The sequence below is a fragment of the Saccharospirillum salsuginis genome, assembly GCF_014651855.1.
Taxonomy (GTDB): domain Bacteria; phylum Pseudomonadota; class Gammaproteobacteria; order Pseudomonadales; family Natronospirillaceae; genus Saccharospirillum; species Saccharospirillum salsuginis.
The window spans coordinates 55,740-79,001 of sequence record NZ_BMXR01000008.1; the positions used below are offsets into that span (position 1 = coordinate 55,740).

Annotated in this window: 21 protein-coding genes and 3 tRNA genes; 19 read left to right on the top strand and 5 right to left on the bottom strand. The window is 60.9% G+C overall.

The window, feature by feature from the left end:
- Positions 1–133 precede the first annotated feature (133 nt).
- From eno to rpoS, 9 genes are all read left to right on the top strand, one after another.
- Positions 134–1,429, top strand: a complete 1,296-nt coding sequence (gene eno, locus IE111_RS15740; RefSeq protein ID WP_189610473.1) for a phosphopyruvate hydratase — start codon at positions 134–136, stop codon at positions 1,427–1,429.
- A gap of 654 nt (positions 1,430–2,083) precedes the next feature.
- The gene (gene ftsB, locus IE111_RS15745; RefSeq protein WP_189610475.1) at positions 2,084–2,368 is read left to right on the top strand and encodes a cell division protein FtsB; all 285 of its coding nucleotides are present in this window, start codon (positions 2,084–2,086) and stop codon (positions 2,366–2,368) included.
- A 4-nt stretch (positions 2,369–2,372) separates the two neighbouring features.
- Positions 2,373–3,062 carry a 2-C-methyl-D-erythritol 4-phosphate cytidylyltransferase gene (gene ispD / locus IE111_RS15750; protein WP_189610477.1) on the top strand — a complete coding sequence of 230 codons (690 nt, stop codon included), beginning with the start codon at positions 2,373–2,375 and terminating at the stop codon, positions 3,060–3,062.
- On the top strand, positions 3,059–3,547 hold the full coding sequence (gene ispF, locus IE111_RS15755) for a 2-C-methyl-D-erythritol 2,4-cyclodiphosphate synthase (protein ID WP_189610479.1): 489 nt from the start codon (positions 3,059–3,061) through the stop codon (positions 3,545–3,547). Before ispD ends, ispF begins: the two co-directional genes overlap by 4 nt.
- Positions 3,544–4,569 carry a tRNA pseudouridine(13) synthase TruD gene (gene truD, locus IE111_RS15760; RefSeq protein WP_189610481.1) on the top strand — a complete coding sequence of 342 codons (1,026 nt, stop codon included), beginning with the start codon at positions 3,544–3,546 and terminating at the stop codon, positions 4,567–4,569. The genes ispF and truD overlap by 4 nt, the downstream gene beginning before the upstream one ends.
- Positions 4,570–4,586: 17 nt before the next feature.
- Complete coding sequence (locus IE111_RS15765) at positions 4,587–5,225, top strand: protein-L-isoaspartate(D-aspartate) O-methyltransferase (RefSeq protein ID WP_229805385.1); 639 nt, start codon at positions 4,587–4,589, stop codon at positions 5,223–5,225.
- Positions 5,222–6,109 carry a DUF368 domain-containing protein gene (locus tag IE111_RS15770; protein ID WP_189610485.1) on the top strand — a complete coding sequence of 296 codons (888 nt, stop codon included), beginning with the start codon at positions 5,222–5,224 and terminating at the stop codon, positions 6,107–6,109. Before IE111_RS15765 ends, IE111_RS15770 begins: the two co-directional genes overlap by 4 nt.
- 154 nt (positions 6,110–6,263) lie before the next feature.
- Positions 6,264–7,097 carry a peptidoglycan DD-metalloendopeptidase family protein gene (locus tag IE111_RS15775; RefSeq protein ID WP_189610487.1) on the top strand — a complete coding sequence of 278 codons (834 nt, stop codon included), beginning with the start codon at positions 6,264–6,266 and terminating at the stop codon, positions 7,095–7,097.
- A 60-nt stretch (positions 7,098–7,157) separates the two neighbouring features.
- On the top strand, positions 7,158–8,195 hold the full coding sequence (rpoS, locus tag IE111_RS15780) for an RNA polymerase sigma factor RpoS (RefSeq protein WP_229805386.1): 1,038 nt from the start codon (positions 7,158–7,160) through the stop codon (positions 8,193–8,195).
- A 77-nt stretch (positions 8,196–8,272) separates the two neighbouring features.
- Here the strand turns inward: rpoS and fdxA are convergent, their stop codons facing one another.
- Together fdxA and mutS are read right to left on the bottom strand one after the other, a co-directional pair.
- Positions 8,273–8,596: a ferredoxin FdxA gene (gene fdxA / locus IE111_RS15785; protein ID WP_189610489.1), complete on the bottom strand. Its 324-nt coding sequence runs from the start codon at positions 8,594–8,596 to the stop codon at positions 8,273–8,275.
- 807 nt (positions 8,597–9,403) lie between these two features.
- Complete coding sequence (mutS, locus tag IE111_RS15790; RefSeq protein ID WP_189610492.1) at positions 9,404–11,998, bottom strand: DNA mismatch repair protein MutS; 2,595 nt, start codon at positions 11,996–11,998, stop codon at positions 9,404–9,406.
- A gap of 70 nt (positions 11,999–12,068) precedes the next feature.
- Here mutS and IE111_RS15795 point away from each other — a divergent pair, with 70 nt between their 5' ends.
- From IE111_RS15795 to IE111_RS15840, 10 genes are all read left to right on the top strand, one after another.
- Positions 12,069–12,545, top strand: a complete 477-nt coding sequence (locus IE111_RS15795) for a CinA family protein (protein ID WP_189610493.1) — start codon at positions 12,069–12,071, stop codon at positions 12,543–12,545.
- Positions 12,546–12,638: 93 nt separating this feature from the next.
- The gene (gene recA, locus IE111_RS15800) at positions 12,639–13,730 is read left to right on the top strand and encodes a recombinase RecA (RefSeq protein ID WP_189610495.1); all 1,092 of its coding nucleotides are present in this window, start codon (positions 12,639–12,641) and stop codon (positions 13,728–13,730) included.
- Positions 13,731–13,879: 149 nt separating this feature from the next.
- Positions 13,880–14,293: a VOC family protein gene (locus IE111_RS15805; protein WP_189610497.1), complete on the top strand. Its 414-nt coding sequence runs from the start codon at positions 13,880–13,882 to the stop codon at positions 14,291–14,293.
- A gap of 58 nt (positions 14,294–14,351) precedes the next feature.
- Complete coding sequence (locus tag IE111_RS15810; RefSeq protein ID WP_189610500.1) at positions 14,352–14,807, top strand: regulatory protein RecX; 456 nt, start codon at positions 14,352–14,354, stop codon at positions 14,805–14,807.
- 185 nt (positions 14,808–14,992) lie between these two features.
- Positions 14,993–17,593 (top strand): alanine--tRNA ligase, encoded by a 2,601-nt coding sequence (gene alaS, locus IE111_RS15815; RefSeq protein WP_189610502.1) that lies wholly within the window; start codon positions 14,993–14,995, stop codon positions 17,591–17,593.
- A 256-nt stretch (positions 17,594–17,849) separates the two neighbouring features.
- Positions 17,850–19,082: an aspartate kinase gene (locus IE111_RS15820; protein ID WP_189610503.1), complete on the top strand. Its 1,233-nt coding sequence runs from the start codon at positions 17,850–17,852 to the stop codon at positions 19,080–19,082.
- A 264-nt stretch (positions 19,083–19,346) separates the two neighbouring features.
- Positions 19,347–19,541 carry a carbon storage regulator CsrA gene (gene csrA / locus IE111_RS15825; protein ID WP_189610505.1) on the top strand — a complete coding sequence of 65 codons (195 nt, stop codon included), beginning with the start codon at positions 19,347–19,349 and terminating at the stop codon, positions 19,539–19,541.
- A 110-nt stretch (positions 19,542–19,651) separates the two neighbouring features.
- Positions 19,652–19,741 (top strand) — tRNA-Ser (locus IE111_RS15830).
- Positions 19,742–19,797: 56 nt separating this feature from the next.
- Positions 19,798–19,874: transfer RNA gene (locus tag IE111_RS15835), tRNA-Arg, on the top strand.
- Positions 19,875–19,954: 80 nt separating this feature from the next.
- Positions 19,955–20,031 (top strand) — tRNA-Arg (locus IE111_RS15840).
- Positions 20,032–20,068: 37 nt separating this feature from the next.
- On the opposite strand, the gene IE111_RS15845 is transcribed toward IE111_RS15840, so the two are convergent.
- The 3 genes from IE111_RS15845 to IE111_RS15855 are packed head-to-tail and all read right to left on the bottom strand — an operon-like array spanning position 20,069 to position 23,260.
- Positions 20,069–20,962 carry a F0F1 ATP synthase subunit gamma gene (locus tag IE111_RS15845; protein ID WP_189610507.1) on the bottom strand — a complete coding sequence of 298 codons (894 nt, stop codon included), beginning with the start codon at positions 20,960–20,962 and terminating at the stop codon, positions 20,069–20,071.
- Complete coding sequence (locus IE111_RS15850; protein ID WP_189610509.1) at positions 20,962–22,488, bottom strand: alternate F1F0 ATPase, F1 subunit alpha; 1,527 nt, start codon at positions 22,486–22,488, stop codon at positions 20,962–20,964. Before IE111_RS15850 ends, IE111_RS15845 begins: the two co-directional genes overlap by 1 nt.
- Complete coding sequence (locus tag IE111_RS15855; protein ID WP_189610511.1) at positions 22,481–23,260, bottom strand: F0F1 ATP synthase subunit B family protein; 780 nt, start codon at positions 23,258–23,260, stop codon at positions 22,481–22,483. The genes IE111_RS15850 and IE111_RS15855 overlap by 8 nt, the downstream gene beginning before the upstream one ends.
- Between the last annotated feature and the right edge of the window lie 2 nt (positions 23,261–23,262).

Below are 23,262 nucleotides of genomic sequence, written 5' to 3' on the forward strand. Positions count from 1 at the left end.
CTTTGTTAGAGCCGAAAGGTCGTAGTCCAACACCAAAACCAGGCACTACACTCAGCACGGCACGATTTCAATTGGATGAGCCGCCCAGGCGGCTGACCGAACCTTCAGGACCGAACTCTCAGGAGAGTCTGACATGGCCAAGATAGTTGATATCAAAGCACGCGAAGTGCTCGATTCCCGGGGCAACCCCACCGTGGAAGCCGACGTGATTCTGGAATCCGGCGCTCGCGGCCGCGCCTGCGCACCGTCCGGTGCCTCGACCGGTTCCCGCGAAGCGCTGGAACTGCGTGACGGCGACAAGAGCCGTTACCTGGGCAAAGGCGTACTGAAAGCGGTCGCCGCTGCCAACGGCCCGATCCGTGACGCCCTGCTGGGCTTCGACGCCGCCGATCAATCCGGTCTGGACAAGACCATGATCGAACTGGACGGTACCGAGAACAAATCCAACTTCGGCGCCAACGCCATCCTGGCCGTTTCCCTGGCCGCCGCCAAGGCCGCCGCCGCGGACAAGGGCGTCGAACTGTACGAACACATCGCCGAACTGAACGGAACCCCGGGCCAATACAGCCTGCCGGTCCCGATGATGAACATCCTGAACGGCGGCGAGCACGCCGACAACAACGTCGACATCCAGGAATTCATGATCCAGCCCGTCGCCGCCCCTTCCTTCAAGGAAGCCCTGCGCGTCGGCGCCGAGATCTTCCACGCCCTGAAGAAAGTTCTGGGCACCAAGGGTCTGAGCACCGCCGTCGGTGACGAAGGCGGATTCGCCCCGAACCTCGAAAGCAACGCCGCCGCTCTGGAAGCCATCAAAGAAGCCGTCGAGGCCGCTGGTTATAAGCTGGGCACCGACGTCACCCTGGCGATGGACTGCGCCGCTTCCGAATTCCATGAAGACGGTCAGTACAACCTGAAAGGCGAAGGCAAGGTCTTTGATTCCAAAGGCTTCACCGACTACCTGGCCGAACTGACCGAACAGTACCCGATCGTCTCCATCGAAGACGGCCTGGACGAGTCCGACTGGGACGGCTTCACCTACATGACCGAAAAGCTGGGCAAGAAGATCCAGCTGGTCGGCGACGACCTGTTCGTCACCAACACCAAGATCCTGAAAGAAGGCATCGACAAGGGTGTCGCCAACTCCATCCTGATCAAGTTCAACCAGATCGGTTCCCTGACCGAGACCCTGGCCGCGATCAAGATGGCGAAAGACGCCGGCTACACCGCTGTCATCTCGCACCGTTCCGGCGAGACCGAAGACGCGACCATCGCCGACCTGGCCGTCGGCACAGCCGCCGGCCAGATCAAGACCGGCTCCCTGTGCCGCTCCGACCGCGTAGCCAAGTACAACCAGCTGCTGCGCATCGAGGAAGAGCTGGGCGACAAGGCCATTTACAACGGCCTCAAAGAGATCAAAGGCCAGGGTTAATACTCGGGTCGTTTGGATCAAGGGGGCTTTGGCCCCCTTTTTTTGTGCCAGTGGATTCTGCTGTGGCTGGGTTTTTTTAAGCGCCAGTGGCCCGCAAAGGGCACCGGTATGCCTCTTGGCGGTCGCTGCAAGTACGTCCATGTAAGCTCGGCGGTCCGCATCCCTGCGGACCGACGACCGCCAAGAGACACACCGGTACCCTTCGCTCACAGCTGTGCCAAACTCTAATCCAGCCCATGTCACGGATCGAACCGTAGGGCAGAAGAGCCCGAGGGGCGTTATCTGCCGTGGCGGGCGAAGCCCGCTTTTTGAAGCGATCAGGGCGAGAATAGGGCTTCGCCCTCAAGGCAGATAACGCCTTCGGCTCTTCTGCCCTACGACTTTGCAAATCACGAGACGGTGGCAAGTCGGTTTTTACGGTGGCAGGAAAACAAGTGTCACAGGTGGGGGTATCCTCTCCAGGGGATGTCCGCAGCAGGGACGCTGCGGCCAAGCCTACATGGACGTATATACGGCGACCCCTGGCGGGGATACCCCCACCTGTGACACGGATTCCCGACACCAAACGACCACCACAAACCCGACAACCAATGGCACTCAACCACTGAATCAGTCAGAATAGCCCCCAAATCAAGGAATCCGACGAGGAGCGCCATGCGCTGGCTGCAACTGAGCCTGTTGTTCATACTGATCGTTTTGCAATATCGCCTCTGGTTCGGCGAGAACAGCTGGCGTGATGTACAACGACTGGACGACGAAATCGCCAGCCAGCAGGCCGAAATCGATCGCCGCGAAGCCCGCAACCAGGTACTGCGCGCCCGCGTCGACGACCTCAAATCCGGCCTGGATGCCGTTGAAGAACTGGCCCGCAGTAATCTCGGGCTTGTAAAGGAAGGGGAAGTCTTTTACGTCATTCCCACCGAGAACCTGAATCCATAGCCCCATGACCGACCATCTGCTGTTGCCGGCCGCCGGTGTTGGGCGCCGGTTCGGACACGACCGACCCAAACAATATTGCACTCTGGCCGACCGCACCCTGATGGAGTGGACACTCGATCTGTGGCTGAACGTCCGGCTGGATGGCCGGCGCCTGCTGATATTGGCGCAATCCGACTCCCAGGGGCGCGACATCGCGCGATCCTATTCGAACCTGGACGTGGCTGTCGGTGGCGAGGAGCGGGCCGATTCCGTACTGGCCGGCCTGGAGGCGTTGAACGCTCAAGAGCAGGACTGGGTGCTGGTGCACGACATCGCCCGGCCCTGTGTGCGCGTCGAAGACATTGAGCGCCTGCTGGACCATTGTCACCGCACCGGCCGGGGTGGCCTGCTTGCGACGCCGGTCAGCGACACCATCAAACGTCGGGACGGAGACGCGGTCTCCACCATCGATCGCCGTCAGCTCTGGTCGGCTTTGACGCCGCAGTGTTTTCGGTTCGGCGAATTGAAACAGGCTCTGGCGTCGGCCTTGTCGGCCGGCGTTACCATCACCGACGAGGCCTCGGCCATGGAACGGGCCGGATTCCCGGTCGATCTGGTGGAAGGCGCGCGCGACAACCTGAAATTGACGCGTCCGGAAGACCGGGCGCTGATTGAATTCTATTTGATGCAACAAGGGCGGTTGGAACAGCGATGACTCTAAGAATCGGCCATGGTTTCGACGTACACCGGTTTGACGCCGACTCCGGCCCGACCGATATCAAACTGGGCGGCGTACGGGTACCGGCACAGGCCGCTTTGCTGGCTCATTCCGACGGGGACGTGGTGTTGCACGCCGTCTGCGATGCCCTGCTCGGGGCCGCGGCGCTCGGCGACATCGGCGAGCTTTTCCCGGATACCGATGCCACCTGGGCCGGTGCGGACAGTCGCGGGCTGTTGACCGAAGTCTACAGCCGTGTGAAAGCGCTGGGCTACCGGCTGGTCAACCTCGATGTGACCGTCATCGCCCAGACGCCCCGCTTGAAAGACCATAAGGACAGTATGAAACGCACCATCGCCGAAACGCTGGAATCCGATCCGGACCAGGTCAATGTCAAAGCCACCACCACCGAAAAACTCGGCTTCACCGGCCGCAAGGAAGGCATCGCCACCGAGGCCGTATGCCTGCTGGAACGAACATGACGATGGACTCCCTGCCGTATGCCTGGGGCGGCCCGATCGGCCGCGCCGTGTTGAAAGATCGCCCGGAAGACTTTCGGGTGGACGAAGTCTTGCCCGAAAGCCCGGCGGGCGAGGGCGAACACCTCTGGTTAACGGTTGAGAAGACCGGACAGAATACCGCCTGGCTGGCCCGTCAGCTGTCGCGCTGGGCCAACCTGCCGCTGCGCGCGGTCAGCTATGCCGGTCTGAAGGACCGCCACGCGGTGACCACCCAGACGTTTTCGCTGCACCTTCCCGGGCGCGCCGATCCCGTTCAGCCCCTGGTGATCGATGGCGTGCGAGTCCTGTCCCAGGACCGTCATCCGCGCAAACTGAAGACCGGTCAACTGGTCGGTAACCGTTTCACCATCCGTCTGCGCCAGTTCGACGGGGATGCCGATGCGCTGACCGAGCGCTGGCACACCCTGGTTGAACAGGGGCTGCCCAACTATTTCGGGTTGCAACGGTTCGGTTCGGGCGGTGCCAACCTGGAGCGGGCCCGCCAGTGGTTTCGGGGCGAGGCCAAATTGCCACGGGGTCAGCAGAGTATCCACCTGTCCGCGGTACGCAGTTACCTGTTCAATACGCTACTGGCCCGTCGAGTGGAAGATGGAACCTGGAACCGGCTCTTACCGGGGGATTTCGCCCAGTTCCGCGAAGGGCAGGGGGGCTTTCTGTGTGAACAGCCGGGTCCGGACGATCTGGACCGATTGGCCGATGGTCGTCTGTCGCCCACCGCCAGCCTGCCGGGTGACCGGACCGGTGAAACCACAGCGATCGACGACTGGGAATCGACGGTACTCGCCGACGAGCAGGAGTGGCTGGAAGGGCTTAGCGCCCGGCGCATGCAGCGGGCGCGTCGTAAAACCCGGGTCTACCCGGAAGGCGGCGAATTGAGTTGGGACGCGGGCGATCCGGTGTTCCGGTTTTTCCTGCCCGCCGGCAGCTACGCCACCATGGCGTTGCGTGAAGCCGTGACGCTGGAGGAGGACCGGCATCCATGAACCTTCAGGGGATTGGTATGACCTCCGAACGGACCCGCCAGCGGGTTATCGAGCGATTGTTCGAGAAGGGTATTCGCGACCCCCGGGTACTGGGGTGTTTCGCCAAGGTACCGCGTCATATCTTCGTGGACGAAGCGCTTGGTCACAAAGCCTACGAAGACACGGCCGTACCCATTGGTTACGGTCAAACCCTGTCGCAACCCTACATTGTTGCGCGCATGACCGAGCTGGTCTTGGGGGCCCGACATCATGAACGGGTCCTTGAAATCGGGACTGGCTCGGGTTTCCAGACGGCGGTACTGGCGCAAGTGGTCGACGAGGTATTCTCGGTCGAACGCATCAAGCCGCTGCAGCAAAAAGCCCGTGAGCGGTTGCGGCTACTGAAAATCTACAACGCCCGCCTGAAAATGGACGACGGTTTTCTCGGTTGGCCGAGCCAGGGGCCTTACGATGTCATTCTCACGACAGCGGCACCCGAAGAAGTGCCGAACGAACTGATCGATCAACTGGTGCCCGATGGCGGGCGGCTGATTCTGCCGCTCGGTACCGAAGAACAATATCTGACCGTGATTGAACGGGACGGCGACGACCTGCATACCCGCCGGGTGGAGCCGGTGCGGTTCGTCCCCATGCTCAAAGGAGTGCAAAACACGTGATAAAGGCTGTTATCCAGTGGTTTTTCAAAGGCGCCGTCATGGGCGCCGCGGACGCCGTTCCCGGGGTGTCCGGCGGCACCATGGCCCTGATCACCGGCATCTATGAACGGTTGATCGGCGCACTGGCTTCGTTCCGGGTGTCGATGCTGCGCGATCTCGTCCGGGGAGACGTCCGCTCCGTCTGGGAGCGACTGGACGGCCCCTTCCTGCTGACGTTGGGCATTGGCATCCTGACCAGCCTGATCAGCGTGTTGAACGCGGTGCATTGGATGCTGGAGACCTATCCGCAACTGCTCTGGTCCTTCTTCCTGGGGTTGATCGCCGCGTCACTGATCGTTCTCATGCGCCGCCAGGTCTGGCATCGGCTGGATGCCGTCCTGATGCTGACCGGAACCGTCATTGCCGCCGGTATCGCGTTTTCCACCGGGCTGGAACTGGGTGTCTCGCCTCCCACCCTGATATTGGGCGGGGCGCTGGCCATATCCGCCATGTTATTACCCGGCATTTCCGGCAGCTTCATCCTCTTGTTGCTGGGCCTGTACCCGGCTGTCGTCGAAGCCGTTCATCAACGGGACCTGATCATCGTCGGTTGGGTGGCACTCGGGTGTCTGGTCGGCATTCTGGTGTTCAGCCGGTTTTTGAACTGGGTACTCAAGCGCTGGCATGATCGGGTTATGGGCTTCATGCTCGGTTTTATTCTGGGTGCCCTGGTCAAGGTATGGCCCTGGCAATATGAGCAACAGTGGTTGCTGCCCGGTCAATATGAACAACTGAGCGGCAGCTCCGCCTTGTTGGCGGGATGCCTGGGTGCGATGCTGTTAGGCGCTCTAACGGTGATTGGACTGACCTGGAAAAGCGAGTCATTCAGTGTTGTCAAATCATAAGTTAGAGATAACTCACAAATATCCTCTAAAACCGTAAGGTTTTTAGATTAATTAATCTTAATAGACCCGTTTGTCGTTCGGTTACGGAATATTACAGTACAGTGAACAGTGTTAGGGGTGATTTCGACCAATGGTCAAATCAGGGGGCGAGTCGTTGAAATTGGGCAGCCAAATAGCGTCAAAATTGTTGGGTGGGCTGACCGTCGCCGTCATGGTGACGGGATGCTTCAACAACGCCGCCTATTCGTCCCTGGAAGGTCGCCCGAAACCCTCGTCGGGAACGACATCCCAAACCACCCGACCTACCGTCAGCCCCTCTACCACGCCCAATCCAGGCCGATACCAGGTTCGCCGAGGCGATACTCTCTATTCGATCGCCTTTCGTTACGGACTGGATTACAAGAAGCTGGCGGCCGCGAATGACATCGGTTCCGATTACACCATCTTTGTCGGTCAAACACTGGTATTGCGCGAGGCTGAGCCTCCGGTCCGTCAATCGGAGCCGAAACCGACACCTTCGTCCAATCGACCTCAAACGTCATCGTCACAGACTGTTACAAAAGTTAACAAGGAAGAGAGTGCCGTCAAAGAAGGTGCATCCGTGTCCGCCTCCAACGCGAATATAAGTTGGAACTGGCCGCACGGCGGGAAAATAGTGCGAACATTTAACCCGAATGTGTCCGATCGGAAAGGCGTTGATCTTGTCGGGCAGATTGGAGATTCTGTCAGAGCGGCGGCAGAAGGTACTGTCGTCTACGCGGGGAATGGCCTGCCCGGCTACGGGAATTTGATCATCCTCGAACACAGTGACGCTTTGTTGAGTGCGTACGCCTTCAATCAAGAGTTGCTGGTCGGGGAGCGGGATCGAGTGGAAAGGGGGCAGGTTATCGCCAGAATGGGTAAGCAGGGTGACCAGCCAGGCTTACACTTCGAAATACGGCGAGAGGGCAAACCGGTTGATCCTATGAGGTATCTGCCCCAACGATAACCGGTTCAAGTCAAGCCTCCGGTCGGCCGATAACCGACCAAAACGCACAGGTGAACGACTATGGCAGCACTCCGGGAACATGACTCCGCCTTGGCGGAAGATCAATTCAAGCAGTACACCGACTACCTGGACTCCTCCAGCTTCGACGAAGACCTGGCATCTTTGAAAGGGGATGCGGACGCGACCGAACAGGACAGCGTCGACACCGACTCCGAAGACACCGAATTCCGCGACGCGGTGAGCAACAACAGCGGCCTGCAGCGCTCACTCGACGCCACTCAGATGTACCTCAACGAGATCGGCTTTTCGCCGCTGCTCAGCCCCGAAGAAGAAGTTTACTTTGCGCGCCTGGCGCAAAAGGGCGAGTCCGCCGGTCGCAAACGCATGATCGAAAGTAACCTGCGGTTGGTGGTGAAAATTGCACGTCGCTACCTGAACCGGGGTCTGACACTGCTGGACCTGATCGAGGAAGGTAACCTCGGTCTGATTCGCGCCGTCGAGAAATTCGACCCCGAGCGCGGCTTCCGCTTCTCCACCTACGCCACCTGGTGGATTCGCCAGACCATCGAACGCGCCATCATGAACCAGACCCGCACCATCCGTCTGCCGATTCATGTGGTCAAGGAACTGAACGTCTATCTGCGTGCCGCTCGCGAGCTGGCCCAGAAGCTCGATCACGAGCCGACCGCCGAGGACATCGCCGAGTTGCTTGAGCGCCCCGTCGAGGACGTCAAGAAGATGCTGGCGTTGAACGAACGCGTCACCTCGGTCGATACTCCCCTGGGGCCGGCCTCCGAGAAAAGCCTGCTCGACACCATCGCTGATGAGAAGTCGGCCGACCCGTCGGAAACCCTGCAAGACGACGATCTTCGCTCCAGCATCGACGGCTGGCTGGACGACCTGTCCGAGAAACAGCGTGAAGTGGTGGCCCGTCGTTTCGGCCTGCGCGGTTTCGAGACCAGCACGCTGGAGGAGGTCGGACGCGAGATCGGCCTGACCCGTGAGCGGGTGCGTCAGATCCAGGTGGAAGCGCTGCGTCGGCTGCGCGACATCATGGAGAAACAAGGCCTGTCGGCGACCGCCCTGTTCGGTGCCTGATCCGGGCGACGGAAAGACATAAAAAAAGAGCGCCTCGGGCGCTCTTTTTTTATGGTGTGTAGTTCCGCGAGTGAGACTCAGCGCTCCAGCGCGTCCCGCTTGCCCGGCACGCCGTTCTGCTCGTCCGCATCCGGCAGCGGGTCCTTACGTTCGGTGATGTTCGGCCACACCTCCGACAGTTCGGCGTTCAGTTCGATGAATTCGACCTGATCCTCCGGCACTTCATCCTCGGACAGAATGGCCTCGGCCGGACATTCCGGTTCACACAGAGCACAGTCGATGCACTCGTCCGGATGGATCACCAGGAAATTCGGACCCTCATAGAAACAGTCGACCGGGCAGACTTCCACACAGTCGGTGTATTTACACTTAATACAGTTCTCGAGAACAATAAATGCCATCGGGTCCCTCTCCCCAATATTCAAAATCGAAATGTGTGCGTATTCTAGTGATGACCCCCCGCCCCCTCAAGCTGGATCTAAGACCTTTTGCCGACACTTTTATAACCACTGGCAATAAACAGAGCACTTTTTGGTTGAATCGCCTATAAAACCCGTCGGTTTGGGGTCGTGGCTGTGGGTTTAATGGTGCCTCGGTTCTTGGTGGCTGGGCGTGGTGTTGTGCCAATGGTCCGTGCCAGGGGAGGGGGTAGGCTCTCTCGGGGTCGCTGTAAACCCGTCCATGGGCGCTTGACCGCAGCATCCCTGCTGCGCACATCCCCGATAGAACCTACCCCCTCCCCTGGCACTCACTATTGAATCAACATCGTCCATTCAACAGATTTCTCTCCATGGGCGGCGCGTAGCAACACGTAGGTCGGATTAGGCCCGAAGGGCCGTAATCCGACAAAACCGCAGGTTGGCACCTAACGTTCCAAAGAGCCGTAGGGTCGGTACGTCTGATCCGGCACCCCGGCTTCGGCTGCCCACCATGTATGTGACAGAAACCCGGTGAAATTTCTGGTGGGCGGTGCCCACCCTACTGTCTGTCTGAGTTGTCGCAGCCCTGAGTGACGGGGGTGGGGTAGGCCCCAACGGGGAAGTCGGCGGCATGGATGCCGCCGTCTAGCCTACATGGATGTATTTACGGCGACCCCGATGGGGCCTACCCCACCCCCGGCACGGACCCATGGCACAGAAACATACCCAGGCACCAATAGCGGTGGCACCGTAGCATCCCAGCGGCACAACAGGCCGGCGCTCCCAGTGCTACAAGGTCTTCTTGTGATGATAAAGCCACTGCAACGCTTCAAGCGGTGTCATCCTGTCCAAATCGAGGTCGGCCAGTTCATCCACCATGGGGTGTTGGCTGGCCGGGGCGAACAGGTCCGCCTGCATCGGGCCGGACGGTTCCGGTGGAGCCTCCTGGACCGAGACGGTCCGGCTCGGCTGTGACGCCGGCACCTGTTCCAGCTCATCCAGCTTGCGCCGGGCCGCATCGATCACACCGTCCGGAACGCCCGCCAGTTTCGCCACCTGAATCCCGAAACTCTGACTCGCCGGTCCCGGCTGAACCCGGTGCAGGAACACCAGTTTGTCGTCATGCTCCGTGGCGTCCAGATGCAGGTTGTGGGCATTGCCCAGATGTTCCGGCAGCGCGGTCATCTCGAAATAGTGCGTCGCGAAGAGCGTCAGCGCCCGAGTCTGCCGCACCAGATGGGAGGCCGCCGCCCAGGCCAGGGACAGGCCGTCGAAGGTACTTGTGCCGCGTCCGACCTCATCCATGATCACCAGGCTGTTGGGCGTGGCGTTGTGCAGGATGTTGGCGGTCTCGGTCATTTCCACCATGAAGGTCGACCGGCCGCCGGCGATGTCGTCGGACGAGCCCATCCGGGTGAAGATGCGGTCGATGCTGCCGATGCGCGCCCGGGTGGCCGGGACGAAACTGCCGATGTGGCCGAGCAGGGCGATCACTGCGGCCTGACGCATGAAGGTGCTCTTACCGCCCATGTTCGGACCGGTGATGACCAGGGTGGTAGCCTGGTTGTCCAGCGTCAGGTCGTTGGGCACGAAGGGGCTGTCGGACACCGCCTCGACCACCGGGTGGCGGCCTTCCTCGATGATCAGTTCCGCCTCATCGGTCAGTTCCGGAGCCGTCCAGTTGTAGCGGTCGGCACAGTCGGCCAGACACACCAGGGCGTCCAGTTCGGCCAGGGCGCGGGCCATGGTCTGGAGATTGGGCAGGTCCTCGGCCAGCTCGCGGACCAGGGCGTCATAGAGGAACTTCTCACGGGCCAGGGCACGGCTTTTCGCGCTCAGGGCCTTGTCCTCGAACTCTTTCAGTTCCGGGGTGATGAAGCGCTCGGCGTTTTTCAGCGTCTGACGACGGATGTATTCGTCCGGTGCTTCCCGGGCCTGAGCCTTGCTGATCTCGATGTAGTAACCGTGCACCCGGTTGTAGCCGACCTTGAGCGTCGACAGGCCGGTCCGTTCGCGTTCCTGTTCCTCGAGACGGATCAGGAATTCACCGGCGTTGTCGTCGATGCCGCGCAGTTCGTCCAGTTCTTCATCGAAGCCCGGTGCGATGACGCCGCCGTCGCGGATGACCACCGGCGGGTTGTCGATAACGGCACGGTTCAGGACATCGGTCCAGTGCGGTTGCTCGTGCAGGTCATCCTTCAGGGCTTGCAGGCGCGGGGCGTCCAGCGGCGTCAGGTGTTCCTGCAGGGCCGGTAGCTGGGTCATGGCGTCGCGCAGGCGGACCAGATCGCGCGGTCGGGCCGAGCCCAGTGCGATCCGCGACAACACCCGTTCGATATCGCCGATGGGCTTCAGGGTCGCCTTGACCTGTTCGAACACGAAGTCGTCGACCAGGGTCGCCACCGCATGCTGACGCTGACGCAGTTCCTGGCGATCGCGCAGTGGTCGTCCCAGCCAGCGCCGCAACTGGCGGCTGCCCATGCTGGTGGCGCAGTGGTCCATCAGTTGGAAGAGGGTGTGGACCTCCTCGCCGCGCACATTGACGTCGATTTCCAGGTTACGGCGCGACGCGGCGTCGAGAATGACCGAGTCGTCATGACGTTCGGGGACGATGGAGCGGATGTGGGGCAGGGTGCTCTTCTGGGTATCGGCCGCGTAAGTCAGCAGACAGCCGGCGGCCTGCAGCGCCAGCGGCATGTCCTGGACGCCGAAGCCGGTCAGGTCGCGTGTCCCCATTTGCGTGGTCAGCCGCTCCATGGCACTGTCCAGGTCGAACAGCCAGACCGGTTGGTGGCGAATCGCCGTCTGTGTGCCCAGTTCCGGCGCCGGCGCGTCTTCAGGCAGCAGCAGTTCGCTCGGCCGCAGCCGTTCGAGCTCCGCGGTCAACGCTTCCAGACCATCCAGCGCCTGGACGGTGAAACGGCCCGAGGCCATATCCAGCGCCGCCAGTCCGTACCGATCGTCGGCCGGCAGCATGGCGACCAGCAGACTTTCCTGGCGATCGTTCAGAAAGGCCTCGTCGCTGAGTGTGCCCGGGGTCAGTACCCGCACCACCTTGCGCTCGACCGGGCCCTTGGCGGCGTTGGGGTCGCCGATCTGCTCGGCGATGGCCACCGTATGACCCTGGCGCACCAGGCGGGCGACATACCCTTCGGCGGAGTGGTACGGAATGCCCGCCATCGGAATCGGTTCACCGGCACTCTGACCGCGCTGGGTCAGGGTGATGTCCAGCAGCCGGGCCGCTTCGACCGCGTCGTTGTAGAACAGTTCATAGAAGTCCCCCATGCGGTAGAACACCAGGTCATTCGGATGTTCCCGCTTGATGCGCAGATATTGTTGCATCATCGGGGTGTGTTGCTTTTTACTGGGGCTGATTTGCGACATGCTTGAGTCGATTCTGTAGGTCCTTGAAAAGACCGCTCATGGTATTCGAATCAACCACAGGATGAAACGAATGACAGTACTGACCGACCTGGTGGATCAACTGGCCCGCCAACTGACCCACAAGCAACTGCGGCTGGCCACGGTGGAAAGCTGCACCGGCGGGCGCATCGGCGGCGTGCTGACCGACAAATCCGGCAGTTCGGACTGGTACGAGGGTGGCTGGATCACCTATTCCAACGCCTTGAAGACCGCCCTGGGGGTGGATCCCGATTTGATCGATCAATATGGCGCGGTCAGCGAAGAAGTGGCCCTGGCCATGGTGTCGGCCGGACGCGCGGCCGCCGGCGTGGACTGCTGCATTTCCGTGACCGGCGTCGCCGGCCCGACCGGCGGCAGTGCCGAAAAACCGGTCGGCACGGTCTGGATCGGCTGGGCCCTGCCCGGTGATAGGCTCCGCGCCCAGTGCCACCAGTTCGAAGGCGACCGCGCCTCGGTGCGCGAACAGAGCATCGTCGCCGCACTCTCCGGGCTGCTTCAGCAGCTCTGAATCACAACTCGAAAAAATTGCCCTTGCCAGCTGAATAAAACCTGTGCAAGAATACTGGTCATACATACAGTTATTTTCATCTGGGGGATGATGATGGACGCCAATAAAGAAAAAGCCCTGTCAGCGGCGCTGAGCCAGATCGAGCGCCAATTCGGTAAAGGATCGGTCATGCGCATGGGCGATCAGAAGCACATCCAGGTCCCGTCGGTGTCCACCGGCTCGCTGGGTCTGGACATCGCACTGGGTATTGGCGGTCTGCCCAAGGGCCGAGTCGTCGAGATCTACGGCCCGGAATCCTCCGGTAAAACCACATTGACACTGCAAGTCGTCGCCGAAGCCCAGAAGGCGGGCGGCACCTGCGCCTTCGTCGACGCCGAGCACGCACTGGACCCGTCCTACGCCAACAAGCTGGGCGTCAATGTCGACGACCTGCTCGTTTCCCAGCCGGATACCGGCGAACAGGCGCTGGAAATCACCGACATGCTGGTGCGCTCCAACGCCGTCGACGTCATCGTCGTCGACTCCGTCGCCGCGCTGGTGCCCAAGGCCGAGATCGAAGGTGAAATGGGTGACCAGCACGTCGGCCTGCAGGCCCGTCTGATGTCCCAGGCGCTGCGCAAGATCACCGGCAACATCAAAACCGCCAATTGCACGGTCATCTTCATTAACCAGATCCGGATGAAGATCGGCGTCATGTTCGGCAGCCCGGAAACCACTACCGGCGGCAACGCCCTGAAATTCTATTCCTCGGTCCGTCTCGACATCCGTCGCACCGGCACCATCAAGGAAGGCGACGAAGTGGTCGGTTCCGAAACCCGGGTCAAGGTGGTCAAGAACAAGGTCGCACCGCCGTTCAAGCAGGCTGAATTCCAGATTCACTACGGTCGTGGCATCTATCACATGGGCGAAGTCATCGACCTCGGCGTGAAGCTCGGCCTGATCGAAAAAGCCGGCGCCTGGTACAGCTATCAGGGCGACAAGATCGGGCAGGGCAAGGCCAACGCCGCCAAGTTCCTCGAGGACAATGCCGAGACCGCCCAGGCCATCGAAAGCAAGATCCGTGAAGCCTACCTGGTCACCAGCCAACCGGCCGAAGATGAAAAAGCCGAACAGCCGGCGAAGGACGACAAAGGCGCGAAAGAGGCCAAGGCGGACCCCAAGGCCAAATCCGAAGCCAAGGCCTGATGGCGCTCACCGTCTGAGGGCGGCAACCGCATGGCCTGGCGAGTTTAGTGTGCAGCCGCAACCACGATCACGCGGCTGTTCCGACTCCGAAAACGCTGTCTTTTGACGGCGTTTTCTTTATAGACGCAGTCAACAAACAGGGAATCGCCATGAAACCAAGAATCAGCATGATCACGCTTGGGGTTGAAGACGTACAGGCCTCCGTATGGTTTTACCAGGCCCTCGGATTTCCGAAAACGGACTTTGATTCCGACGATGTTGCCTTTTTCTCGTTAAACGGCACCTGGCTCGGCCTGTATGGACGTGAAGACCTTGCGGAAGACGCTGGTGTACCCTCCGATGGAGGCCGATTCAGCGGAGTCACTCTGGCCCACAATGTTGAATCCGACGCTCTGGTCGACGAAACTCTGCAGCAAGCCGTCGATGCTGGCGCCAAGCTGGTCAAGCCAGGCCAGAAAGTGTTCTGGGGCGGCTACTCCGGTTATTTCGCCGATCCCGATGGCTATCTCTGGGAAGTGGCGCACAACCCCTTCACCTGGATAGGTCCCAAAGACGAGGATTGAACTCCCGGGCTGTCGGAATGGACCTGACGGCCCCATCGATCACAGCCAAAGGCAAATCATGTCCGACACCCCCTGGAACGCCGCACTCAACCTGCTTGCCCGGCGCGAATACAGCCAGGCCGAGCTGCGCACCAAACTCCAGCAAAAGTTCCCGGAAGACGACGGCGCCATCGAAACCGCGCTGGAACGCCTGATCGACACCGGTCTGCAAAGCGACGAACGCTTTGCCGAAGCCTTTCTCCGCACCCAGATCGCCCGCAGTCGCGGCCCCATTCGTATTCGCCATGAAGCTCGGCGGAAGGGTATCGCCGAGCAGATCAACGACTTGCTCGACGCCTCCGAAGAGGATTGGTATGCACTGGCGCTCGAAGCGGCCGAACGGAAACTGGGGCAGGGCGATGTGGCCGATCCCAAGGTCAAGGCCCGGATAGCGCGTTTTTTAGCGTATCGGGGGTTCGATACGGACCAGACCATGAGTGCGTTGGATGCTTTGAAGGCTTCCGGGGTCGATTAATCCGCACAATCACCCCGAAACCCGCTGTCTACTGGTGTCCCCGCCGCCTTCTGTGTACTATTGGCGCCCTTTGGGGTGATACGATTCCTCAGCCTGTAATCCGGGCGATTCCCACCCCATCGACGAATTCAGCCGGGCCAACCAGCGACCGGTGCAACACCTGCGGAACAGGACGCCAGACCGACATGAAGACATCCGAAATACGCCGACGCTTTTTCGACTATTTCGTAAAAGAAGGCCATACCCTGGTCGACAGCAGCCCATTGGTACCGGGCAACGACCCGACCCTGCTGTTCACCAACGCCGGCATGGTGCAGTTCAAGGACGTCTTTCTGGGCAAAGACAAGCGCCCCTACAGCCGGGCCGTGACCTCCCAGCGCTGCGTTCGTGCCGGTGGCAAACACAACGACCTGGAAAACGTCGGCTACACCGCCCGGCACCATACCTTCTTCGAAATGCTCGGCAACTTCAGCTTCGGCGACTACTTCAAGCGCGACGCCATCCGCTTCGCCTGGACCTTCCTGACCGAAGAGCTCGGCCTGCCCAAAGAACGCCTCTGGGTCACCGTCTACCATGAAGACGACGAAGCCGCCGACATCTGGATCAACGAAATCGGCGTGCCCGCCGATCGGTTGTCCCGACTGATCGACGATAATTTCTGGATGATGGGCGACACCGGCCCCTGCGGTCCGAGTTCCGAGATTTTCTACGACCACGGCCCCGAAGTCCCCGGTGGACCTCCGGGCAGCCCCGACGACGACCTCGACCGCTACATCGAAATCTGGAACCTGGTCTTCATGCAGTACGATCAGCTCGACGACGGGACGCGCGTACCACTGCCCAATCCGTCGATCGACACCGGCATGGGCCTTGAACGCCTGGCCGCCGTTCTGCAGCAGGTCCATTCCAACTACGAAATCGACCTGTTCCAGAACCTGATCAAGGCCGTCATGGCCGAAACCGGTTGCACCGACGTCGAAAACCGTTCGCTGCGCGTCATCGCCGACCACATTCGTTCCTGCGCCTTCCTCATCGTCGATGGCGTGCTGCCGTCCAACGAAGGCCGCGGCTACGTGCTGCGCCGCATCATGCGCCGCGCCATCCGTCACGGTTACAAGCTCGGCAAGGAAGACACCTTCTTCCATAAACTGGTCGACGCCCTGGTGGACGAGATGGGCGAAGCCTATCCGGAACTGGCCAATCTGCAGGACCACGTCAAGAAGGTTGTCCTGCTCGAGGAGGAACAGTTCGCCCGCACGCTCGACAACGGCATGCAGGTCCTCGAAGACGGCATTGCAGCCCTGGACAGCAACACATTGCCCGGTGAGCTGATCTTCCGTCTCTACGACACCTACGGCTTCCCGGCCGACCTCACCGCCGACGTCGCCCGCGAGCGAAACCTCGAGATCGACCTCGAAGGCTTCGAGGAACACATGGAAGCCCAGCGCGAGCGTGCCCGTTCCGCCAGCAAATTCCGCATGAGTAAAGACGTCGACCTCGGTCTCGACGGCCAGACCGACTTCCTTGGCTACGACGCCCTGGTCGCCGAGGGTGAAGTCATCGCGCTGCTCAAAGGCGAGGAACGCGTCGACAGCCTTAACGCCGGCGACAGCGGCATCGTCATACTCGACCGCACCCCATTTTACGCCGAATCCGGGGGCCAGGTCGGCGACCATGGCGTCATGAGCAATAACGACAGCGAGATCGCCGTCGACGACTGCACCAAACTCCAGGGTCACCACCTGCACCAGGTCCGCGTCCGGAACGGCGCCGTCAAGATCGGCGATCGGCTAACCGCCACCGTCGCGCGCGAAGAACGCGAAAACACCATGCGCCACCACAGCGCCACCCACCTGCTGCACGCCGCGCTGCGCGAAATCCTCGGCGAGCACGTCCAGCAGAAAGGGTCCCTGGTCACCTACGACAAGCTCCGCTTCGACTTCTCCAACCTCGAAGCCGTGACCGGCGAACAACTGCGCGCCATCGAAAACCGGGTCAACGAACAGATCCTCGCCAACACCCCGGTGACCACCGAATTGATGGACATCGACAGCGCCAAGGCCAAAGGCGCCATGGCCCTGTTCGGCGAAAAATACGACAGTGAAGTCCGCGTCCTGACCATGGGCAAGGACGGCTTCTCCATGGAACTGTGCGGCGGCACCCACGTCAACCGGACCGGTGACATCGGCCTGCTGCGCATCGTCGCCGAAGGCGGCATCGCCTCAGGCGTACGCCGCATCGAAGCCGTTGCCGGCCCCTACGCACTCGCCGCCGTCCACCAACAGGACGACCGCCTGGCCAAACTGTCCGGCCTGTTCAAATGCGCGCCCGACCAGTTGCTCGACCGCGCCCAACAGGCTCAGCAGCGCACGCGGGAACTCGAAAAAACCGTCGAACAGCTCAAGTCCAAGCTCGCCTCGTCCGCCGGTTCCGACCTCGCCGCCAGTGCCCAAACGGTCAACGGCGTCAAAGTGCTCGCCGCCGAACTCGAAGGCGCCGACGCCAAGACATTGCGCACCACCATGGACCAGCTCAAGGACAAACTGCAGTCGGCCGTTATCGTCCTCGCGGCGGTCAACGACGGCAAAGTCCAGCTCGCCGCCGGTGTCACCAAAGATCAGACCGCCAAGGTCAAGGCCGGCGAACTGGTCAACTTCGTCGCCGGGCAGGTCGGCGGCAAAGGTGGTGGCAAACCCGACATGGCAATGGCCGGCGGCAGCGAACCCGGCAAGCTGGGCGAAGCGCTGGCTTCCGTTCAAGGCTGGGCGGAAGATAAACTGGCCTGAGCAAATCAAGCGCTGTATTGGGAAATTAGAGTGACCCGAATGGATGAGCGCCGGATGCCGGGGTTGCTCCATCGGGGAAGTGCGCAGCATGGATGCTGCGGTCTAGGCCCCATGGATGGGTCCACGCCGGCCCCGAGGGAGCAACCCCGGTAGCCGGTGCGGGTTCCCGGCACCGTGTGACCGGAACTCGAAATAGGCCCCGGAGGCAATCAGCCGGGAAAACAAGCGGATCGAAGCAGGATTCGGAACGGAATAAATGGCGCTATACGTTCAGAAGTACGGCGGCACCTCGGTGGGCACCACCGAGCGCATCGAACACGTCGCCGACAAGGTCAAGACATTTTGCGACGACGGCCACGATGTCGTCGTCGTCGTCTCCGCCATGAGCGGAGAAACCAATCGACTGTTGGGACTGGCCGACGCCATTACCGACCAGCCCAACCCCCGAGAAATGGACGTCCTCCTCTCCACCGGCGAGCAGGTCACCATCGCATTGCTGTCCATGGCCCTGCAAAAGCGGGGTTGCTCAGCCCGCTCCTACACCGGCGACCAGGTCCGCATCGTCACCGACAGTGCCCATACCAAAGCGCGTATTCAGCACATCGACGTCGAACACATGCAAAAAGACCTCAAGGCCGGCCGGGTCGTCGTCGTGGCCGGCTTCCAGGGGGTTGACGAACTCGGCAACACCACCACCTTGGGGCGTGGCGGATCGGATACGACCGCCGTCGCACTGGCCGCCTCGCTGAAAGCCGACGAATGCCAGATCTACACCGACGTCGACGGCGTCTATACCACCGACCCCCGGGTCGTGGACGACGCCCGCCGACTCGACAAGATCACCTTCGAGGAAATGCTCGAAATGGCCAGCCTCGGGTCCAAGGTATTGCAGATACGCTCGGTCGAATTCGCCGGCAAGTACAATGTTCCGTTGCGCGTCCTGTCCAGCTTCCAAGATGGACCGGGCACCCTGATCACGCTGGAGGAAGAATACAAAGTGGAACAGCCCGTCATTTCAGGAATTGCCTTTAACCGGGATGAAGCCAAGTTGACGGTTTTGGGCGTGCCCGACATCCCCGGTGTCGCCAGCCGCATCCTGGGGCCGGTCAGCGCGGCCAACATCGAAGTCGACATGATTGTCCAGAACGTTGCGGACGACAACACCACCGACTTCACCTTCACGGTGCACCGGAACGACTTCGAGCGTGTACAGAAAGTGTTGACCGAAGTCGCCAACGATCTGGGCGCCCGCGAGGTTCGGGGTGATTCCAATATCGCCAAGGTGTCCATCGTCGGCGTCGGCATGCGTTCGCACGCGGGCGTTGCATCCAAGATGTTTGATACACTGGCGGCGGAGAACATCAATATCCAGATGATCTCCACCTCCGAGATCAAGGTATCAGTGGTCATTGCCGAAAAATACCTTGAACTGGCGGTACGCGCGCTGCACTCGGCCTTCGAGCTGGATGCCCGCGAGCAAAACCGATGATCGAATGCCGGTTCCCGGCGGGAACCGGCATGAGAATGGAGAACGGAAGGCCGCTGCCCCGGCGTTCCGACAGGGAAGAGGGGTCGGATTTGTGCGTTCATGTCTGAAAATGTGCGCCGTCCGGCTGTAATTTTGACGTATGTGGTCAATACTGAAGGTTCGTTTGTCGAGAGGGATCCTGATCCCGCGGGATCGGTCACAACGACGACAAGCCATACAGGAACTGGATATCAGGAACGTTCCAGATAACTTAGGAGATCTTACATGTTAATTTTGACTCGCCGCGTGGGTGAAACGCTGATGATCGGTGACGAAGTCACCGTGACTGTATTGGGTGTTAAAGGAAACCAGGTTCGAATCGGTGTCAACGCACCGAAGGATGTCGCCGTGCATCGGGAAGAAATCTATCAGCGTATTCAGCGCGAGATGGGCAATCCCGACGGCGAGGAGGATCTGTAGGGCCTGCTTCGAGCGCGCGCGTTTGCCAATAAAATGAGCTAATCGCTTAATTTTATTGAAGTTTTTCCTTGTCCTTTGAGAAAAACATGGTAATATGCGCGCCGTTGTTCGGAGAGATGGCCGAGTGGCTGAAGGCGCGCCCCTGCTAAGGGCGTATGGGAGAAATCCCATCGAGGGTTCGAATCCCTCTCTCTCCGCCATTTGCCATTCCGATGGCAACATCGGCAAGGTTCGAGTTGGAACTTCTGTCGATTACGCGCCCGTAGCTCAGCTGGATAGAGTACCTGGCTACGAACCAGGCGGTCGCACGTTCGAATCGTGCCGGGCGCGCCACCTTTCAAGCCTTCAGGCTAAGGTGAAGCAAGTTGGAACAAACGCTGTCGTATCACGGCGTCTAAACTTCGATGCAGTACGCGCCCGTAGCTCAGCTGGATAGAGTACCTGGCTACGAACCAGGCGGTCGCACGTTCGAATCGTGCCGGGCGCGCCATTTTCTCTCCCTCCTGTACTCTACCCTGTCTGTAAAGCTAGTCGTCTCCCTGACGCAAGGCTTCGAAACCCGAGACGATATCGAGCAGTTCCGCGGTGATCAGGTTTTGTCGAGCCCGGCGGTATTGAGCCGTCACTTCCTGGCGATAGTCATCCAGATTGCGTTCGGCTGTCTGCAGCGTGGCCAACCGGCTTGAATGTTCGCTGGATTGGGATTCGGCGCAGGCGCGAAACAGGGATACAAAAAGGTACTGATGCAGCAACTGACGCAACAGGGACTCGCGTCCCTGGTTGAAGGTTGGTCGAATCCGGGTGGGCCAGGGAGTTTGTTTCAGTCGATGAAAGCGGTCCAGATTGACCGGCAACAGCTCGAAACCGGTCGGGTGATAGCGGGCGCCGCCGGAATGTCGATTGTAAAACAGATACACATAGTGAACGCCTTCCTGCTCTCTCCATTGATCGATCTGCAACAACAGGCGTTGCACCGTCGCCGTGATCTGCTTGGCGCCGCCGGGTAATCGATGGACATCGATCGGTGTGTGTCCCCGGTGTTCCAGGCTGGCGGCCAGTCGGGCACCCACCACGAGATGGCGGCGTCGGCCGGGTTCGGTCGCCGTCGCGTCCAGCCGTTCGAGCGCGTAGTCACAGAGGTCTTCGTTCAGGCGACCGCACAGGCCGTGGTCCGATCCGAACAGGATAGCCGCCAGTCGGGCTTCACCGGGAGCCGTCGCGGCCGTGACCGTATGCGCCGGCAGATCCTGCAGGGCGACGTGCAAGCCCATTTCGATGGTGCGGTAGTAGTCCCGCAAGGACTCCTCCGCGCGTTCGTACTGCCGAATGCTGGCGGCGGACAGCGCCTTCATCGTGGTCACCAGCGTGTGCAGATCGCCCAGATTGTCCAATTGATGGCGCAATCGTTCCAACGTTTCCATTAGGTCTCCTCGGGCGGCGAGGTCAGCGCGGCCAGTACCCGGCGCGCCCGATCCAGCAGCTGCGCCCAAGCGTCTTCGTCGAGAGCTTCACCCCGGTTCAGTCGGTGCAGGGCATCGAGATCCCAGTCGGCCATGGCGTCCAGCAACAAGCGCTCCCCCTGGCCGAGGTGATCCATCGGAAGGTGATCGAACAGCCCTTCGGCCACAGCTTTCAATACCACCAACTGTTCCGCGGCCGACAGCGGATGATGCTCGGGCTGGTTCAGCAGGCCGCGGATGCGGCGGCCATGTTCGATGGTATGGCGTGTGGCGTCGTCCAAACGGGTCGAGAACCGCGCAAAACTCTCCAGTTCCTCGAACTGGGAGTAGGCCAGTCGTAACGGACCGGACAGGGCCCGAAATGCCGGGTACTGGGTTTTTCCTCCGACCCGGGAGACCGACTTGCCGATGTCGATGGCCGGCAACTGGCCGCGATGAAACAACGTGGGCGACAGGTAGATCTGACCGTCGGTGATGGAGATCAGGTTGGTGGGAATGTAGGCGGATATGTCCTGTGCCTGGGTTTCAATGATGGGCAGAGCGGACAAGGAGCCACCGCCACGCTCCGGCTTCAGATGGGTGGCGCGTTCCAGCAATCGGGAATGAATGTAAAAGATGTCGCCGGGGTAGGCCTCGCGCCCGGGCGGGCGTCGCAACAGCAGCGACAGTTCACGGTAGGCGCGGGCATGGCGGGTCAAATCGTCGTAGACGATCAGCACGTCCTGTCCGTTATCCAGGAAATACTCGGCCATGGACATGGCGGCGTAGGGCGTGATGTAGCGCAGACCGGGCTGGTCCTCATCCGACGCCACAACCACGATGGTGTTGTCGAGCGCTCCGGCTTCCCGCAAGGTGTCGACGGCCCGCGCAACGGCCGTGCCGCGTTGTCCAATGGCGCAATAGACACAGACCACGTCCTTGTCCCGTTGGTTGATCAGAGTGTCGATGGCGACCGAGGTTTTACCGGTCTGGCGATCTCCGATGATCAGTTCCCGCTGTCCCCGGCCAATGGGAATCAGGGCGTCGATGGCCTTGATGCCGGTCTCCAGCGGCACGGTCACCGGCGACCGGTCAATGATCGCCGGCGCCGGCCGTTCGATGGGGCGCCGCTCGCTGAACGCCAGAGGTTTGCCGCCATCCAGCACCCGGCCGGTGGCGTCAATGATTCGGCCGAGCAGGCTTTCGCCCACCGGAGTGTCGGCGGTTCGGCCGGTTGCGACAACTTCGGCACCGGCGACCAGGCGATCGCTGTCGCCCAGCAGGATCAGCCCGACGTCATCGGCGTCCAGGTTGACCGCCATGCCGAGGATACCGTCCGGCAGTCGGACCAGGGATTCCGAGGTGACACTGGCCAGGCCCGACACCCGGGCGACGCCATTACCGACTTCCAGAATGTGTCCCACCTCGCGCACGGCCAGTTGTGGCCGCAGGCGACCGGCGGTCTGTTCGAGGTGTTCGAGCATGTCGGTAAAACCGGAATCAAGCATGATGCACCGCGCGCGTGGCGATGGCCGCGGATGGCGACAGCATCTCGGCGATCCGGTCGTTCAGGGAGTCCATATAATCGGCCAGGTTCCAGCTCAAACGCTGTCCGTCGCCGACCAGTTCGATGCCGCCGATCAACTCGGGAGCCTGTTCGTAATCGATGTCGACAGCCCGACCGATGCGGTCGTGCAACTGGCGGGACAGTCGGTTGCGATCGTCGGCTCCCAGATCGAACCGGGAGCGCACCGTCAGGCGAGTGGAGTCGCCCACCAGTCGGCCGAGATCTTCGTCTTCCAGGTTGTTCAACTGAGTCAGCAACCGCGACAGAATCGCCGACTCCAGATTCCGGTCGGCCAGATCGCCGAGCGCCTGGTTCATCAGTGTCACCAGGGTTTCCGCTCCGCGCCGGCGCACTTGCGCCAGGAACTCGGTCTGTTCTTCCTGAATCTGTCGGTGCCACTTGTCTCGCTGGGTCTGGATTTCCGCGCGGGCCTCATCCAGCCATTCTTTTTTCTGCCGTTCCACCTCGGACCTGGCTTCTTCCAGCAGGGCCGAGCGTTCTTCGGCCAATTGGGCCTGCTCGGATTCGAACCGTTGCCGGGCCTGCTCTGCGTCACTTTCCCGCTGGTCGGCGCTCGTCAGGCGTTCGGCAATGCGTTGCTCACGCCGTTGCATGGCCTCGATCACCGGGCGATACAGAAAGCGTTTCAGCAGCCAGACCAGGATCAGGAAGTTGATGACCTGGGCGATCACCGTAATCCAATCCACGGACATGG

Coding starts and splice junctions, on each gene's coding strand:
- eno (WP_189610473.1), top strand. CDS start 134: ATGGCCAAGATAGTTGATATCAAAGCACGCGAAGTGCTCGATTCCCGG.
- ftsB (WP_189610475.1), top strand. CDS start 2,084: ATGCGCTGGCTGCAACTGAGCCTGTTGTTCATACTGATCGTTTTGCAA.
- ispD (WP_189610477.1), top strand. CDS start 2,373: ATGACCGACCATCTGCTGTTGCCGGCCGCCGGTGTTGGGCGCCGGTTC.
- ispF (WP_189610479.1), top strand. CDS start 3,059: ATGACTCTAAGAATCGGCCATGGTTTCGACGTACACCGGTTTGACGCC.
- truD (WP_189610481.1), top strand. CDS start 3,544: ATGACGATGGACTCCCTGCCGTATGCCTGGGGCGGCCCGATCGGCCGC.
- IE111_RS15765 (WP_229805385.1), top strand. CDS start 4,587: ATGACCTCCGAACGGACCCGCCAGCGGGTTATCGAGCGATTGTTCGAG.
- rpoS (WP_229805386.1), top strand. CDS start 7,158: ATGGCAGCACTCCGGGAACATGACTCCGCCTTGGCGGAAGATCAATTC.
- fdxA (WP_189610489.1), bottom strand. CDS start 8,596: ATGGCATTTATTGTTCTCGAGAACTGTATTAAGTGTAAATACACCGAC.
- mutS (WP_189610492.1), bottom strand. CDS start 11,998: ATGTCGCAAATCAGCCCCAGTAAAAAGCAACACACCCCGATGATGCAA.
- IE111_RS15795 (WP_189610493.1), top strand. CDS start 12,069: ATGACAGTACTGACCGACCTGGTGGATCAACTGGCCCGCCAACTGACC.
- recA (WP_189610495.1), top strand. CDS start 12,639: ATGGACGCCAATAAAGAAAAAGCCCTGTCAGCGGCGCTGAGCCAGATC.
- IE111_RS15805 (WP_189610497.1), top strand. CDS start 13,880: ATGAAACCAAGAATCAGCATGATCACGCTTGGGGTTGAAGACGTACAG.
- IE111_RS15810 (WP_189610500.1), top strand. CDS start 14,352: ATGTCCGACACCCCCTGGAACGCCGCACTCAACCTGCTTGCCCGGCGC.
- alaS (WP_189610502.1), top strand. CDS start 14,993: ATGAAGACATCCGAAATACGCCGACGCTTTTTCGACTATTTCGTAAAA.
- IE111_RS15820 (WP_189610503.1), top strand. CDS start 17,850: ATGGCGCTATACGTTCAGAAGTACGGCGGCACCTCGGTGGGCACCACC.
- csrA (WP_189610505.1), top strand. CDS start 19,347: ATGTTAATTTTGACTCGCCGCGTGGGTGAAACGCTGATGATCGGTGAC.
- IE111_RS15845 (WP_189610507.1), bottom strand. CDS start 20,962: ATGGAAACGTTGGAACGATTGCGCCATCAATTGGACAATCTGGGCGAT.
- IE111_RS15850 (WP_189610509.1), bottom strand. CDS start 22,488: ATGCTTGATTCCGGTTTTACCGACATGCTCGAACACCTCGAACAGACC.
- IE111_RS15855 (WP_189610511.1), bottom strand. CDS start 23,260: ATGTCCGTGGATTGGATTACGGTGATCGCCCAGGTCATCAACTTCCTG.